This window comes from Dechloromonas hortensis, from assembly GCF_009469765.1.
In the GTDB taxonomy this organism is placed as follows: domain Bacteria; phylum Pseudomonadota; class Gammaproteobacteria; order Burkholderiales; family Rhodocyclaceae; genus Azonexus; species Azonexus hortensis.
This window is the reverse complement of record NZ_SSSQ01000004.1, coordinates 122,931-136,660: the sequence shown is the minus strand read 5'-3', so window position 1 is coordinate 136,660 and position 13,730 is coordinate 122,931. Positions and strand designations below refer to the sequence as shown.

Genomic DNA, 13,730 nt, shown 5'->3' with positions numbered 1-13,730 from the left:
GGCTGAATGGCCCGCACACTCCTCGCAATTTACCCCCATAGCGCGCGTCGCTACGATGAAATGCTGACTGCCGATGGCGCCGTGCGCCCGCACTGGCGGCAGTTTTTCATCCATCTCGATTCGATCGCGCCTGAAGAAATGCACCGCCGCCTCGATTTCGTCGATCGGCGGATTCAGGAAAACGGGGTGACTTACAACGTCTACGCCGATCCCAGCGGTTCGGATCGGCCGTGGGCGCTCGATCCGCTGCCGCTGATCATTCCGCCCGAGGAGTGGGCCGAGGTCTCGGCTGCCGTCGCCCAGCGTGCGACGCTGCTCAACGCCATCCTGGCCGACCTCTACGGCGAGCAGACCCTGCTCGCCGAAGGCTTGCTGCCACCGGCGCTGGTCTTCGGCCAGCACGGTTACCTGTGGCCTTGCCATGGCATCAAGCCGGCCGGCGGCACCTGGCTGCACCAGTACGCCGTTGATCTGGCCCGTTCGCCGGATGGCCGTTGGTGGGTCATTGCCGACCGCACGCAGGCGCCTTCCGGTGCCGGCTACGCGCTGGAAAACCGGCTGATCGTCTCGCGCGTCTTCCCGGAAATGTTCCGCGATCTGCACGTCCAGCATCTGGCCGACTTCTTCCGCGACCAGCAGGACGGCCTCAACGCGCTGGCCCCGGTCGACGGCGACGAACAGCCGCATATCGTGCTGCTGACGCCCGGGCCGTACAACGAAACCTATTTCGAACATGCCTATCTGGCGCGTTACCTCGGTTTCCCGCTGGTCGAGGGGCAGGACCTGACGGTGCGCGGCGATACGCTGTTCCTGAAAACCTTGCGCGGCTTGAAGCGGGTGCATGTCGTGCTGCGCCGGCAGGATGACGGCTATTGCGACCCGCTCGAATTGCGCGGCGAGTCGGCGCTCGGCATCCCCGGCCTGCTCAATGTGGCGCGGGCCGGCCGCGTCGTCATCGCCAATGCGCTGGGCAGCGGCCTGCTCGCCTCCGGGGCGCTGATGGGCTTCCTGCCGGCGATCTGTCGCAAGCTGCTCGGCGAGGAACTCGCCATGCCCTCGGTCGGTACCTGGTGGTGTGGCGAAAAGCCGGCGCTCGAATACGTCCGTGAAAACTTCGACGATCTGGTCATCAAGCCGGCCTACCCGACGCAGCGCATGGACCCGGTGTTCGGTTACGAGCTGAAAGGCGAGGCGCGGGCCGAGATGCTGCACCGGATCGAGGCGCGGCCGCACGCCTATGTCGCCCAGGAGATGGTCAACCTGTCGCAGGGGCCGACCTGGAGCCGCTCGCACGAGCGGCGCCTGCTTGCCCGGCCGGTCGGCCTGCGCGCCTATGCCGTCGCCTCGCCGGATGGCTACTCGGTGATGCCGGGCGGCCTGGCCCGCGTCGCGACCGGCGCCAACGCCCGCATCATCTCGATGCAGCGCGGTGGCGCCTCGAAGGATGCCTGGGTGTTGACCGACGGTCCGGTCAGCGAATTCACCATGCTCAAGCCCTCGGTCGGGGTTCGCGACCTGGTCCGGGCTGGCGCCAATCTGACGTCGCGGGTCGTTGAAAACCTGTTTTGGCTCGGCCGCTACTCGGAACGTTTCGACGACAGCGCCCGCATGCTGCGGGTGGCGCTGAGCCGCGTCGTCGAGGCGAGCGGCGGCAAGACGCCGGCGGTCGCTTCGGCGATGGAAATGGCGACGATTCTCGGCATTTTGCCGACCCCGGAAGAGGATAACGAGGTCAAGGAGGGCAGCGAGCACGTGTTGCTCGAAGCGATCTACGATCCGAACCAGCCGGGCAGCCTGGCCGGCAATATCCGCAATTTGATGTGGTCGGCGACGCATGTCCGCGAACGGCTGTCGCTCGACCACTGGCATTCGTTGAACCGCCTGCAGCGCGAGCAGCAGGCGGCGCTGAAAATACATCCGACGCTGACCGAGGCGATTGCCTTCCTCGACCGCGTGCTCGGTGTTTCCTCTTCCTTGACCGGCTTCGCGATGGACAACATGACGCGCGATGATGGCTGGCGTTTTCTGATCATCGGCCGCCGGCTGGAGCGCCTGTCCTTCCTCGCCAATACCATCGCCAATTTCCTGAAGATGCCGTCCACGCGCGGCCCGGGCAGTCTCGAATGGCTGCTCGAACTGACCGATTCGATCATCACCTATCGCTCGCGCTATTCGCGCCTGCCGGAACTGTTGCCGGTGCTCGACCTGCTGGTCTTCGACGACAGCAACCCGCACGGCCTGATCTTCCAGGCCAGCGTGCTGGCCCGCTATCTCGACCGCATGGCGCGCGAGCTGGATGAGCACAGTGCGAGCAATTTGCCGGAGGTCCTGCACCGCCTGCAGGGCTTCGACCTGGAACGTTTCGAGCAGACGCAGTTCAGCCCGGAGCGGAATTGCCCGGTCTGCGACGACCTGGCGGCACTGCTCCGCGAACTCGATAGCGCCGCCGTGCAGCTCTCCGACTGGCTCGGCATGCGCTATTTCACGCACGTCGGCGATGTCAGCCGGCAGACGATGGCGCTGTGATCATGGAAAAAACGCCCGTCCGTTACCACGTGCTGCACGAAACGACCTACGACTACGGCAGCCCTGTTTCGCTGTCGCAGCAGCAGTTGCACCTGTCGCCGCGCATCCTCGCCTGGCAGCAGATCGAGGAGCAGCATATCGCCGTCACACCGTCACCGACCTGGCGGCGCGATGGTCAGGATGCTTTCGGCAACCCGGTGACCTGGATCGCCTTCCATGCGCCGCACGACAGCCTGCGCATCAGTTCGGCGATGCGTGTCGCGGTGACGCCGCACCTGCCGGAAAATCTGGAAAGCTCGTTGCCTTGGGAAAAAGTTCGCGACCGTCTGGCCTACGACGCTTCCGACCCACGCCCGGCCGACCTCGATGCGACGCGCTTCCTGTTCGAAAGCGCCCATGTCCGCATCAAGCACGAACTGGCCGACTATGCGGCCGACTGTTTCCCGCCCGGGCGACCGGTGCTGCTCGGTGCCGAGGCGCTGATGGCGAAGATTTTCAAGGAATTCAAGTTCGATCCGGAGGCGACCACCGTGTCGACGCCGGTTATGGAAGTGCTCGAAAAGAAGCGCGGCGTCTGCCAGGACTTCGCCCACCTGATGATCGCTTGCCTGCGCGCCCTCGGCCTGTCGGCCCGCTACGTCAGCGGCTATTTGCTGACCCGGCCGCCGCCGGGCAAGCCGCGCCTGATCGGGGCCGATGCCTCGCATGCCTGGGTTTCGGTCTATGCCCCGGACTTCGACAACGACTGGGTCGATTTCGACCCGACCAACAACCTGTTGCCCGATACCGAGCACATCACCGTCGCTTTCGGCCGCGATTTCGGCGACATCTCGCCCTTGCGCGGCATCATTCTCGGTGGTGGCGGGGCCGAACCGGAGGTCGCCGTCACCGTCACCCCGCTCGACGAAGAGGAATTGCTGCCGGCCCTTTCCGGCGCCATTGCCGCCGCCGAGCGGCCAGAGCGCTGATGTCCCGTATCGCCATCATTGGCGGTGGCCCGGCCGGGCTGATGGCCGCTGAGCAGATTGCTGCGGTCGACGGCTTCGAAGTGGCGGTTTTCGATGCCATGCCGTCGCTCGGCCGCAAGTTCCTGATGGCTGGCCGGGGCGGCATGAACATCACGCACAGCGAGCCGCTGCCGGCTTTCGTCGGTCGCTACGGCACGCGTCAGGCGCAGATCGCGCCGCTGCTCGACGCTTTCGGCCCGGACGCTGTGCGTAGTTGGATTCACGGCCTCGGCATCGATACCTTCGTCGGCACTTCGGGCCGCGTTTTTCCGACCGAAATGAAAGCCGCCCCCTTGCTGCGCGCCTGGCTGCACCGACTGCGCGACAGCGGCGTGCATTTCCATGTCCGCCATTGCTGGCTGGGCTGGACGGCCGATGGCGCCTTGCGCTTCGCGACGCCGGACGGCGAGGTCAGCATCCAGGCCGATGCGGTGATTCTGGCGTTGGGCGGCGGCAGTTGGCGCAAGCTGGGTTCGGATGGGGCCTGGGTGCCGCTGCTTAGCGAACGTGGTGTGCCGGTCGCACCGTTACGGCCGGCCAATTGCGGTTTCGACGTGGCGTGGAGCGCGTATTTTCGCGAGCGCTTCGCTGGCCAGCCGGTCAAGCCGGTGGTGGCCAGCATCGGCCAATCCCGGCAGCAGGGCGAATTCAATATCACCGCCGACGGTATCGAGGGCGGCCTGGTCTATGCCGTGTCGGCACCGTTGCGCGATGCGCTGGAACGCGATGGCAAAGCAGTTTTGACCCTCGATCTGGCGCCCGGCCGTTCGCTGGACCGGCTGGTCGCCGATCTGTCCTATCCGCGCGGCCGCGATTCGCTAAGCAACCATCTGCGCCGCCGGGCCGGCATCGAGGGCGTCAAGGCCGGCTTGCTGCGCGAATTTTGCCCGCCCGAGCAGTTGACCGCAGCAGTCCCGCTGGCCGCCGCGATCAAGGCACTGCCGCTGCCGGTGCAGGCCACGCGGCCGCTCGACGAGGCGATCAGCACGGCCGGCGGGGTGGTTTTCGAGGCACTCGACGAGCAGTTGATGCTGCGCCGGATGCCCGGCATTTTCTGCGCCGGCGAGATGCTCGATTGGGAAGCGCCGACCGGCGGTTATCTTCTGACCGCCTGTCTGGCCAGCGGCCGGGCGGCCGGGCAGGGCGCCCGGAGATGGTTGACGGAAAGCCGTCCTTAACCAGCGGCTTCAGCTTTCCTGAATAGAGATGCCCGGTGTGCCCTGGGGCAGTGCCGTATCCATTTCGCTGAGGCGGGCCTGGATTTTGCCGACCGCTGAGTTCAACTCCGGCAGATAACGCTCGACCGCCTCGGCGAGGCTCATCGCTTTCTTCAGGAAGACGACGTTGATCGAGGCCAGTACATGGCCGTTATGGCGGATCGGTACGGCGATCGCGGCAATCTTGATCTGCTGGTTCCATTCGCCGTCGTTGGTCGCGTAGCCCTGGCGACGGACTTTTTCCAGCATCTGATCGACCAGCACGCGGTTGCGGGCGAAATTGGCCTGTTCGTCGTTGCCGGCGACCAGCAACTGGAGGATCTGCTGTCTTTCCTCGGCGCTGCACCAGGCGAGATAGGCACGGCCGGCCGAGGTGTGCAGGACCGGCATGCGCTGACGGATCATTGCCCGGTGGAAGGAAAGCGGGCTGAAGCGGTGCGTCGTTTCGCGGACCAGCATGCTGTCGCCGTCGAGAGTGCACAGATCGGACGGCCAGACGACTTTCTGCAGCAATTCGCCGAGCACCGGGTTGGCCACTTCGGAGATCCATTCGTCGTCGGTAAAGCCATCGCTCAGCTGGCGGATTTTCTGGTTCAGCCGATAGCTGTCATCCGACACGCTGCGCCGGACATAGCCTTCGGCCTGCAGCGTTTCGAGCAGGCGTCGCACCGTCGTCCGGTGCAGGCCGGTCGTCGCACTCAATTCGGCAATGCTCGCCCAGCCGTCGGCCGACAGATTGATCGCGTGCAGGATGGAGAGGCCGCGGCTCAGGCCCTGCACGTGGCGGTAGGTGGCTCCACTCGATGGACGCATGATTATTCCCGATTTGTGATTTAAATCATTGTAAAAACAATGTTGTGCATATTGTGCACATTCGCGAGATAAATTTTTCCCGCCGCTTGCATCTCCCTAGAATGGCTTCACCAAATAAAACAACGTGGAGACAAAAATGATCGATCGCCAACTGGACACCGGCCAGCGCCCGGCTCGACAGCGCTAAGCCCCCGCGCTCCTGCGCCACCCACCCCAACAATTCGGCCCTTGCCTTCGGGTGCCCGCTGGCTCCTGACGGGAGCGGCTTGCCTGAATCCCCAGATCAAGGAGCATGCATGAGCATCAAACTGAAATGCCTGTCGCACACCCCGCTGCGCGGCCTGAACGATCCCGGTGCCGACGTCGTCCGGGAAGTCGATGCCATTCTCGCCAAAGCGCGAGCCGAGGTGGAAGCTTTCGACCCGGAACTGATCGTCGTCTTCGCGCCGGATCACTACAACGGCCTGTTCTACGACCTGATGCCGCCCTTCGTCATCGCCACCGCCGCCGACTCGGTCGCCGACTACCAGACGTTGCCCGGTCCGCTGTCGGTGGACAAGGAACTGGCCATGGAAATGGCCAAGTTCATCCTCGACAGCGACATCGATATCGCCATTTCGCACCGCCTGCAGGTCGACCACGGCTGCACGCAAACGCTGGAAGAGCTGACCGGCAGCCTGACCCGTTACCCGGTGATCCCCATCATCATCAACTCGGTGGCGCCGCCCTTCGGGCCCTATCGCCGCATTCGCAAACTCGGCGAAGCGGTCGGCCAGTTCATCGCCCGGCTCAACAAACGCGTGCTGATCCTCGGTACCGGCGGCCTGTCGCACGAACCGCCGGTGCCGCTGCTGGCCGATGCGCCGGAAGAGGTCGCCAATTTCCTGATCGCCGGGCGCAACCCGACGCCGGAGGCGCGGGCTGCCCGCCAGGCCCGCACTTTGGCCACCGGCAAGATTTTCGGCACACCGGAATGCCCGCTGACGCCGCTCAATACCGAGTGGGATCTGGCCTTCATGGATCTGTTGATCGAAGGTCGCCTGGCTGAAATCGACAACTTCAAGATCGAGGAAATTTCCCGCGCTGCTGGCCGCTCGACGCACGAAATCCGGACCTGGGTCGCCGCCTTCTCGGCGCTGGCGGCAGCCGGTTCCTATCAGGCTCGCCAGGACTACTACCGTCCGATCAACGAGTGGATTGCCGGCTATGGCGTGATCAGCGCCGACGTCACGGCTTAAGCAAACAGTTTTTCAAAATTGAGGAGTCCCAACATGAGCAAGATCGAAAAAATCGCCATTGAAATTCCGACCGAAGACGAAATCGTCCAGCGCGCTCGCGACATGATCCCGCTGCTGCGCACCCGGGCCGAGCTCTGCGAAAAGGAGCGCATGGTGCCGAAGGAAACCATCCAGGCCTTCAAGGACGCCGGCTTCTTCAAGATTCTGCAGCCGAAGCGCTGGGGCGGTTACGAAATGAACCCGAACGTGCTCAACAAGGTGCTGATGGAGCTGGCTCGCGGCTGCCCGTCCAGCGCCTGGAACGTCATGGTGCTCGGCGTCCATCCCTTCGAAGTCGGCCTGCTGCCGAGCCAGTGCGGCGACGAGTTGTGGAGCGAGGACAACAGCGTGCTGGTTTCCTCGTCCTATGCCCCGTTCGGAACCGTCACGGCGACCGAAGGCGGCTACCTGCTGAATGGCGAGTGGCTGACTTCCAGCGGTTGCGACCACGCCGCCGGCGGTGCCTTCCTCGGCGGCCGCGTCAGCCTGGCCAACGGCGAACAGGTCTTCCGCTCCTTCTGGGTCCAGCGCAAGGATTTCGACATCGTCGACGACTGGTTCGTCGTCGGCTTGGCCGGCACCGGCAGCAAGAAGCTGATCGTCAAGAACGTCTTCGTGCCCGAGTATCGCAGCCACGTCATCGGCGCCTACGACGACGACTCGCACGGCCACGTGAACGACCTCTACAAGATGCCTTTCTTCTACGTTTTCTACGCCGCGGTGTCGTCGGTGATCATCGGTATGGCGCGCGGCATGGTCGATCTCTACATCGAACACATGGTGCCCCGCCAGAACATCAACCAGGCGGTCGGCGCCGCCGTCCAGGACCCGTTCATCAAGGGCAAGCTGGGCGAGGCCTACGCCAAGATCGTCGGCGCCACCGCCCGCGTCGTGCAGAACACCGAGGAAGCCTGGGGCTACGCCTCGCAGGGCAAGCTGGTGCCGCTCGACATCCGCGTTCGCCACTTCGCGACCAACCAGTTCACCGGCGGCGAATGCTTCGAGGCCGCTCACATGATCTTCAAAAAGACCTCGACCCGCGGCGTCTGGCTGAACAGCCCGATGCAGCGCCAGATGCGCGACATCCTGGTCGGCGCCAATCACATCACGCAGAACCAGGACAACATCGGCGACCTGCTCGGCGGCCAGTTGCTCGGCAATCCGCTGCCGGCGGCCAACCCGTTCGGCGTCAAGCCGCCGGTTGCGGCCGTCGCCCAGTAAGCGGAGCACCCACGCCATGTACAAGGACATCAATCAACTGCTCGACTGGACGCCGAACACCCGGCTGGCCGCGATGCCGACTGTGACGTCGGAAGACCACCGCTACGGCATGCGCCATTTCGCGGTCGGCGTCTCGATCATCACCGCGCGCAATGGCGAAAGCCGGGCCGGCCTGACCGCCACTGCCGTCTGCTCGGTGACCGCCGATCCGCCGCGGCTGGTCGTCTTCGTCAACAAGAACGTTGCGGCCAGCGAAGTCATCCTGAACAGCGGCGCACTCTGCGTCAATGTCCTGGCCGGCGATCAGGAGGAGGTCGCCAAGGCCTTCGCCGGCATGATCGACGGCGTGCATGGCGACGCCCGCTTCGAGCATGGCCGCTGGCGCGAGTTGACCACCGGCGCACCGGCCCTGGATGGCTCGCTGGCCAATTTCGACTGCCGCGTCATCAAGGTTTTCGACGAAAGCACGCACAACGCCTTCCTCTGCGAAGTCCTCGCCACCTGCGAGCGCAATGACGGCGAAGCGCTGATCTACCTGAACGGCGGCTTCCGCCGTATTCCGCAATAAGCCGCACTGTCGATCTATCCGTTACCCCAACGAGGAGACAAAAAAATGAAACCGAACCAGCTGTTTGCCCTGACCATCGCCGCTCTGGCCACCGCCCCGGCCTTTGCCGACATCAACGTCGGCGTCATCGCCTCACTGACCGGCCCGGCCGCTGCGCTCGGCGCCGAGACCAAGAAGGCCATCGCCCTCTTTCCGAGTACGGTCGGCGGCGAGAAGGTCAATTTCATCCTGCTTGACGACGGCACCGACCCGACCAGCGCCGTCAAGAATGTGCGCAAGCTGATCTCCGAAGACAAGGTCGATGCCATCCTCGGTCCCAACCTGATCAGCACGGCCGTTGCCATGGCCGATGTCGCCAATGCCGAGAAGACGCCGATGGTTTCCGTCGCACCGCTCGACGTGTCCGGCGACAAGCGCAGCTATGTTTTCCGCAGCGAGCCCTCGGCCGACCTGATGGTGCAGCGCATCGTCAGCGACATGCTGGAGAACGGTGCCAAGACCGTCGGCTTCATCGGCTTCTCCGATTCCTGGGGCGAACTGCTGTTGAAGGCGCTGAGCAAGGCCGCCGAGGGCAAGCTCAACATCGTCGCCAGCGAGCGTTACGGCCGGGCCGACCCGAGCGTCCAGGCCCAGGTGCTCAAGGTGATGGCGGCCAAGCCGGATGTCGTCTTCGTCGGCGCCTCCGGCACGCCGGCCGCGATGCCGCAGATCACGCTGCGCGAGCGGGGCTACAAGGGCCGGATCTACCAGTCGCACGGCGTGACCAGCAAGGAATTCCTCCGGGTCGGCGGCAAGGCCGTCGAAGGGGCGCTGATTCCGGTCGGTCCGGTGCTGGTTGCCGAGCAGTTGCCGGACAGCCATCCGGCCAAGAAGAACGGCGTCGCCTTCGTCAAGGAGCTGGAAGCGAAGAACGGTCCGGATTCCCGTTCGACCTTCGCCGGAGCCTCGTGGGACGCCTGGTTGCTGTTGCAGAACGCCATCGTCGGCGCCCAGAAGGGCAAGGCCAAGGCCGGCACGCCGGAATTCCGCGCCGCGCTGCGCGACGGCATCGAGAAGACCAGCAAGCTGGTCGGCACCAACGGCGTCTACACCATGGCCGCCGCCGACCATGCCGGCTACGACGCCAGTTCGATCGTCCTGATCAAGGTCGAGAACAATCACTGGAAGCTGGTGAAGTGATGAGCCACGACGCCATTCTCACCACCGAAGCCGCCGCCGGCCTGCTCAAGGCGGCGGTCTCCAGCGGCCAGACCATCGCCCCGCTGCGCGACCGCCTGGCGCTGAACAGCCCGGATGCCGCCTACGCCGTCCAGGAGGTCAACACCCGAGCCTGGCTCGCCGAAGGTCGCCGCCTGGTCGGCCGCAAGATCGGCCTCACTTCGCTCGCCGTGCAGGCCCAGCTCGGTGTCGACCAGCCTGATTTCGGCATGCTCTTTGCCGACATGGCGGTCGGCGACGGCGAGCCGGTGGCGCTGTCGCGCCTGATCCAGCCCAAGGTCGAAGCCGAGATCGCGCTGGTCATCGGTCGCGACCTGACGCAGGAGCGCCATACCTACGCCGACATCATCGGCGCCACCGAGTACGCACTGCCGGCCATCGAGATCGTCGATAGCCGGATCGAGCAGTGGAACATCCGCTTCGTCGATACCGTGGCCGACAACGCCTCGAGCGGCTTGTTCGTGCTCGGCGGTCGACCGCGCCAATTGGGCGAATTCGACATCACGGCCTGTGCCATGGAAATGCAGCGCGGCGAGGAAGTCGTCTCGCGCGGCAACGGCCGGGCCTGCCTGGGCAGCCCGCTCAATGCCGCGATCTGGCTGGCCGACACCATGGTCCGCTGCGGACGGCCGCTGCTGGCCGGCGACATCGTGCTGACCGGCGCCCTGGGGCCGATGGTCGCCGTCACCGAGCCGGGCCGCTTCGACGTCAATATCGACGGGCTGGGCACGGTCAGCGCGCTGTTTGCCTGAGTCGTCCCGCCTCCCCAATCCCCACGGAGAAATGAACATGAAAAAAATCAAATGTGCGCTGATCGGCCCCGGCAACATCGGTACCGATCTGCTCTACAAACTCAAGCGTAGCCCGGTGCTGGAGCCGGCCTGGATGGTCGGCATCGACCCCGAGTCGGAAGGCCTGAAGCGGGCGGCCGAGCTCGGCCTCAAAGTCACCGCCGCCGGGGTCGACGGCCTGCTGCCGCACGTGCTGGCGGATGGCGTGCAGATCGCCTTCGACGCGACCAGCGCCTACGTGCACGCCGAGAACAGTCGCAAGCTGAACGAGCTCGGCGTGCTGATGATCGACCTGACGCCGGCGGCGATCGGCCCCTTCTGCGTGCCGCCGGTCAATCTCAAGACGCTGGTCGGGCAGGGCGAGATGAACGTCAATATGGTGACCTGCGGCGGGCAGGCGACGATTCCCATGGTCGCCGCCATCTCCCGCGTCCAGAAGGTCAAGTACGGCGAAATCGTCGCCACCATCAGTTCGAAGAGCGCCGGTCCCGGCACCCGCAAGAACATCGACGAATTTACCCGCACCACCTCGGGTGCCATCGAGCAGGTCGGCGGCGCCGAGAAGGGCAAGGCGATCATCATCATCAACCCGGCCGAACCGCCGCTGATCATGCGCGACACCGTGCATTGCCTGACCGAAGGCACGCCGGACCAGGCGCGGATCACCGACTCGATCCTGACCATGATCGCCGAAGTCCAGAAGTACGTGCCCGGCTACCGCCTGGTCAATGGCCCGGTCTTCGACGGCAACCGCGTCTCGGTCTTCCTCGAAGTGCAGGGCCTCGGCGACTTCCTGCCGACCTATGCCGGCAACCTCGACATCATGACCGCCGCGGCGGCCCGGACGGCGGAAATGTTCGCCGAAGAAATCATCAAAGGCGCGCTCAAGCTTGAGCCGGTCGCCGGGTAAGGAGAAGAACATGACTTTGCGCGGCAAGAACATCACCGTCCACGACATGACCCTGCGGGATGGCATGCATCCCAAGCGGCACCTGATGAGCCTGGAGCAGATGGTCAGCATCGCCAGCGGCCTCGACGATGCGGGCATTCCGCTGATCGAAGTCACCCACGGCGACGGCCTGGGCGGCTCCTCGGTCAACTACGGCTTCCCGGCCCACAGCGACGAGGAATACCTCGGCGCGGTGATCCCGAAAATGAAGCAGGCCAAGGTTTCGGCGCTGCTGCTGCCGGGCATCGGCACCGTCGACCACCTCAAGATGGCGCGCGAGCTCGGCGTCCATACCATCCGCGTCGCCACCCACTGCACCGAGGCCGACGTCTCGGAACAGCACATCAAGATGGCCAGGAAGCTCGACATGGACACCGTCGGCTTCCTGATGATGAGCCACATGAACAGCCCGGAAGGCCTGGTCAAGCAGGCGAAACTGATGGAAAGCTACGGCGCCAACTGCATCTACATCACCGACTCGGCCGGCCACCTGCTGCCGGATACCGTCAAGGCCCGCCTCGGTGCGGTGCGTGACGCGCTGAAGCCGGAAACCGAGCTTGGCTTCCACGGCCACCACAACCTGGCGATGGGCGTCGCCAACTCGATCGCCGCCATCGAAGTCGGCGCCAACCGGATCGATGCCGCCGCCGCTGGCCTCGGCGCCGGCGCCGGCAACACGCCGATGGAAGTGCTGATCGCCGTGTGCAGTCTGATGGGCATCGCGACCGGAGTCGATGTCTTCAAGATCCAGGACGTCGCCGAGGATCTGGTGGTGCCGATCATGGACTTCCCGATCCGCATCGACCGCGACGCGCTGACCTTGGGTTATGCCGGCGTCTATGGCTCCTTCCTGCTCTTCGCCAAGCGCGCCGAGAAGAAGTACGGCGTCCCGGCCCGCGACATCCTGGTCGAGATGGGCCGGCGCGGCATGGTCGGCGGCCAGGAGGACATGATCGAGGACACCGCGCTGACCCTGGCCCGCGCACGCGGCCTGGCTGTCTGACGATGCCGGGCCGGCGGCTTGCCGCGCGGCCCGGTTTTTGCCCGTTTTTGATCGTCGACCGCAGCGGTCGACCTGGAGTCCTTCATGGATGCTGAAATCTTCGCCCTGCTTGCCCAGGACGGCGTCACCAACGGCGCCATCTATGCCTTGCTGGCGCTGGCGCTGGTCCTGGTCTTTGCCGTCACCCGGATCATCTTCATTCCCCAGGGTGAGTTTCTCGCCTGGGGCGCGCTCACCATGGCGGCGCTGGAAACCGGCCATTACCCGGGTACCGTCTGGCTGCTGCTGGGGGCCGGCGCGCTGGCGCTCGGCGCCGACATCATCGACGCCCAGCCGGGCCGTCGCCAACTCGGCAAGTCGCTGCTCTGGAACGTCGCCTATCCGCTCGCCGTCGCCGGCCTGCTCTGGGTTCTGCCGCTGGCCGACCTGCCGCATGCGGCTAAGGCGGTCCTGGCACTGGCCATCGTCGTGCCGATGGGGCCGATGCTCTATCGCGTCGCCTTCCAGCCGGTGGCCGAAGCGCCGGTGCTCATTCTGCTGATCATTTCGGTCGCCCTGCATCTGCTGATGGTCGGCCTCGGCTTGCTCATCTTCGGGCCGGAAGGATCGCGCACCGCACCGTTCAGCGAGATGCAGATCGAAGTCGGCTCGCTGCTGGTCGGCGGCCATACCCTGGTCGTGCTGGCCGCTTCATTGTCGCTGATCGTCGGGCTGTACCTGTACTTTGACCGCACGCTGGCCGGCAAGGCCCTGCGCGCTACCGCCATCAACCGCAATGGCGCCCGCCTGATGGGCATTTCGCCGGCCCTGGCCGGTCGTCAGACCTTCTTCTTCGCCGCCCTGATCGGCACGCTGTCCGGCCTGCTGGTCGCGCCGCTGACCACGATCTATTACGACAGCGGCTTCCTGATCGGCCTCAAGGGCTTCGTCGCCGCCATCATCGGCGGCCTGGCCAGCTACCCGCTGGCAGCGGCGGGGGCCATCGTCGTCGGCCTGCTCGAATCCTTCTCCTCCTTCTGGGCCAGCGCCTTCAAGGATGTGCTGGTGTTCACGCTGATCATCCCGGTGCTGATCTGGCTGTCGTGGTCGACGCGCCACGTCGAGGAAGAGGAAACGGCGCATGTCGTGACGACGGCGCGG

General features: G+C 65.2%; 11 protein-coding genes and 1 pseudogene. 11 read left to right on the top strand and 1 reads right to left on the bottom strand.

Annotated elements, in window-relative coordinates; genetic code table 11:
* Window positions 1–6: 6 nt before the first annotated feature.
* The 3 genes from GH663_RS08805 to GH663_RS08795 are packed head-to-tail and all read left to right on the top strand — an operon-like array spanning window position 7 to window position 4,711.
* Window positions 7–2,526 carry a circularly permuted type 2 ATP-grasp protein gene (locus GH663_RS08805; RefSeq protein WP_153131284.1) on the top strand — a complete coding sequence of 840 codons (2,520 nt, stop codon included), beginning with the start codon at window positions 7–9 and terminating at the stop codon, window positions 2,524–2,526.
* 2 nt (window positions 2,527–2,528) lie between these two features.
* Window positions 2,529–3,494: a transglutaminase family protein gene (locus GH663_RS08800; RefSeq protein ID WP_153131283.1), complete on the top strand. Its 966-nt coding sequence runs from the start codon at window positions 2,529–2,531 to the stop codon at window positions 3,492–3,494.
* Complete coding sequence (locus GH663_RS08795) at window positions 3,494–4,711, top strand: TIGR03862 family flavoprotein (RefSeq protein WP_153131282.1); 1,218 nt, start codon at window positions 3,494–3,496, stop codon at window positions 4,709–4,711. Before GH663_RS08800 ends, GH663_RS08795 begins: the two co-directional genes overlap by 1 nt.
* Window positions 4,712–4,720: 9 nt before the next feature.
* Here the strand turns inward: GH663_RS08795 and GH663_RS08790 are convergent, their stop codons facing one another.
* The gene (locus tag GH663_RS08790) at window positions 4,721–5,563 is read right to left on the bottom strand and encodes a DNA-binding transcriptional regulator (protein WP_153131281.1); all 843 of its coding nucleotides are present in this window, start codon (window positions 5,561–5,563) and stop codon (window positions 4,721–4,723) included.
* 296 nt (window positions 5,564–5,859) lie between these two features.
* Here GH663_RS08790 and GH663_RS08785 point away from each other — a divergent pair, with 296 nt between their 5' ends.
* From GH663_RS08785 to GH663_RS21175, 8 genes and pseudogenes are all read left to right on the top strand, one after another.
* The gene (locus GH663_RS08785) at window positions 5,860–6,801 is read left to right on the top strand and encodes a 3-carboxyethylcatechol 2,3-dioxygenase (protein WP_153131280.1); all 942 of its coding nucleotides are present in this window, start codon (window positions 5,860–5,862) and stop codon (window positions 6,799–6,801) included.
* Window positions 6,802–6,834: 33 nt separating this feature from the next.
* Window positions 6,835–8,061, top strand: a complete 1,227-nt coding sequence (locus GH663_RS08780; protein ID WP_211371103.1) for an acyl-CoA dehydrogenase family protein — start codon at window positions 6,835–6,837, stop codon at window positions 8,059–8,061.
* A gap of 16 nt (window positions 8,062–8,077) precedes the next feature.
* Window positions 8,078–8,629 carry a flavin reductase family protein gene (locus GH663_RS08775; RefSeq protein ID WP_153131279.1) on the top strand — a complete coding sequence of 184 codons (552 nt, stop codon included), beginning with the start codon at window positions 8,078–8,080 and terminating at the stop codon, window positions 8,627–8,629.
* Window positions 8,630–8,674: 45 nt separating this feature from the next.
* Entirely contained in the window at window positions 8,675–9,808 is a 1,134-nt protein-coding gene (locus GH663_RS08770) for an ABC transporter substrate-binding protein (protein ID WP_153131278.1), read from the top strand.
* Complete coding sequence (mhpD, locus tag GH663_RS08765) at window positions 9,808–10,599, top strand: 2-keto-4-pentenoate hydratase (RefSeq protein WP_153131277.1); 792 nt, start codon at window positions 9,808–9,810, stop codon at window positions 10,597–10,599. Before GH663_RS08770 ends, mhpD begins: the two co-directional genes overlap by 1 nt.
* 37 nt (window positions 10,600–10,636) lie before the next feature.
* Window positions 10,637–11,548 (top strand): acetaldehyde dehydrogenase (acetylating), encoded by a 912-nt coding sequence (locus GH663_RS08760; protein WP_153131276.1) that lies wholly within the window; start codon window positions 10,637–10,639, stop codon window positions 11,546–11,548.
* Window positions 11,549–11,558: 10 nt separating this feature from the next.
* Window positions 11,559–12,590 (top strand): 4-hydroxy-2-oxovalerate aldolase, encoded by a 1,032-nt coding sequence (dmpG, locus tag GH663_RS08755; RefSeq protein WP_153131275.1) that lies wholly within the window; start codon window positions 11,559–11,561, stop codon window positions 12,588–12,590.
* A gap of 84 nt (window positions 12,591–12,674) precedes the next feature.
* Window positions 12,675–13,703 (top strand): annotated as a pseudogene (locus GH663_RS21175) (branched-chain amino acid ABC transporter permease); the annotation flags it as partial.
* Between the last annotated feature and the right edge of the window lie 27 nt (window positions 13,704–13,730).

What these genes read in the sequence shown, in the direction of transcription:
- GH663_RS08760 (WP_153131276.1), top strand. Translation starts at nt 10,637, where the DNA reads ATGAAAAAAATCAAATGTGCGCTGATCGGCCCCGGCAACATCGGTACC.
- GH663_RS08790 (WP_153131281.1), bottom strand. Translation starts at nt 5,563, where the DNA reads ATGCGTCCATCGAGTGGAGCCACCTACCGCCACGTGCAGGGCCTGAGC.
- mhpD (WP_153131277.1), top strand. Translation starts at nt 9,808, where the DNA reads ATGAGCCACGACGCCATTCTCACCACCGAAGCCGCCGCCGGCCTGCTC.
- GH663_RS08785 (WP_153131280.1), top strand. Translation starts at nt 5,860, where the DNA reads ATGAGCATCAAACTGAAATGCCTGTCGCACACCCCGCTGCGCGGCCTG.
- GH663_RS08805 (WP_153131284.1), top strand. Translation starts at nt 7, where the DNA reads ATGGCCCGCACACTCCTCGCAATTTACCCCCATAGCGCGCGTCGCTAC.
- GH663_RS08770 (WP_153131278.1), top strand. Translation starts at nt 8,675, where the DNA reads ATGAAACCGAACCAGCTGTTTGCCCTGACCATCGCCGCTCTGGCCACC.
- GH663_RS08800 (WP_153131283.1), top strand. Translation starts at nt 2,529, where the DNA reads ATGGAAAAAACGCCCGTCCGTTACCACGTGCTGCACGAAACGACCTAC.
- GH663_RS08795 (WP_153131282.1), top strand. Translation starts at nt 3,494, where the DNA reads ATGTCCCGTATCGCCATCATTGGCGGTGGCCCGGCCGGGCTGATGGCC.
- GH663_RS08775 (WP_153131279.1), top strand. Translation starts at nt 8,078, where the DNA reads ATGTACAAGGACATCAATCAACTGCTCGACTGGACGCCGAACACCCGG.
- GH663_RS08780 (WP_211371103.1), top strand. Translation starts at nt 6,835, where the DNA reads ATGAGCAAGATCGAAAAAATCGCCATTGAAATTCCGACCGAAGACGAA.
- dmpG (WP_153131275.1), top strand. Translation starts at nt 11,559, where the DNA reads ATGACTTTGCGCGGCAAGAACATCACCGTCCACGACATGACCCTGCGG.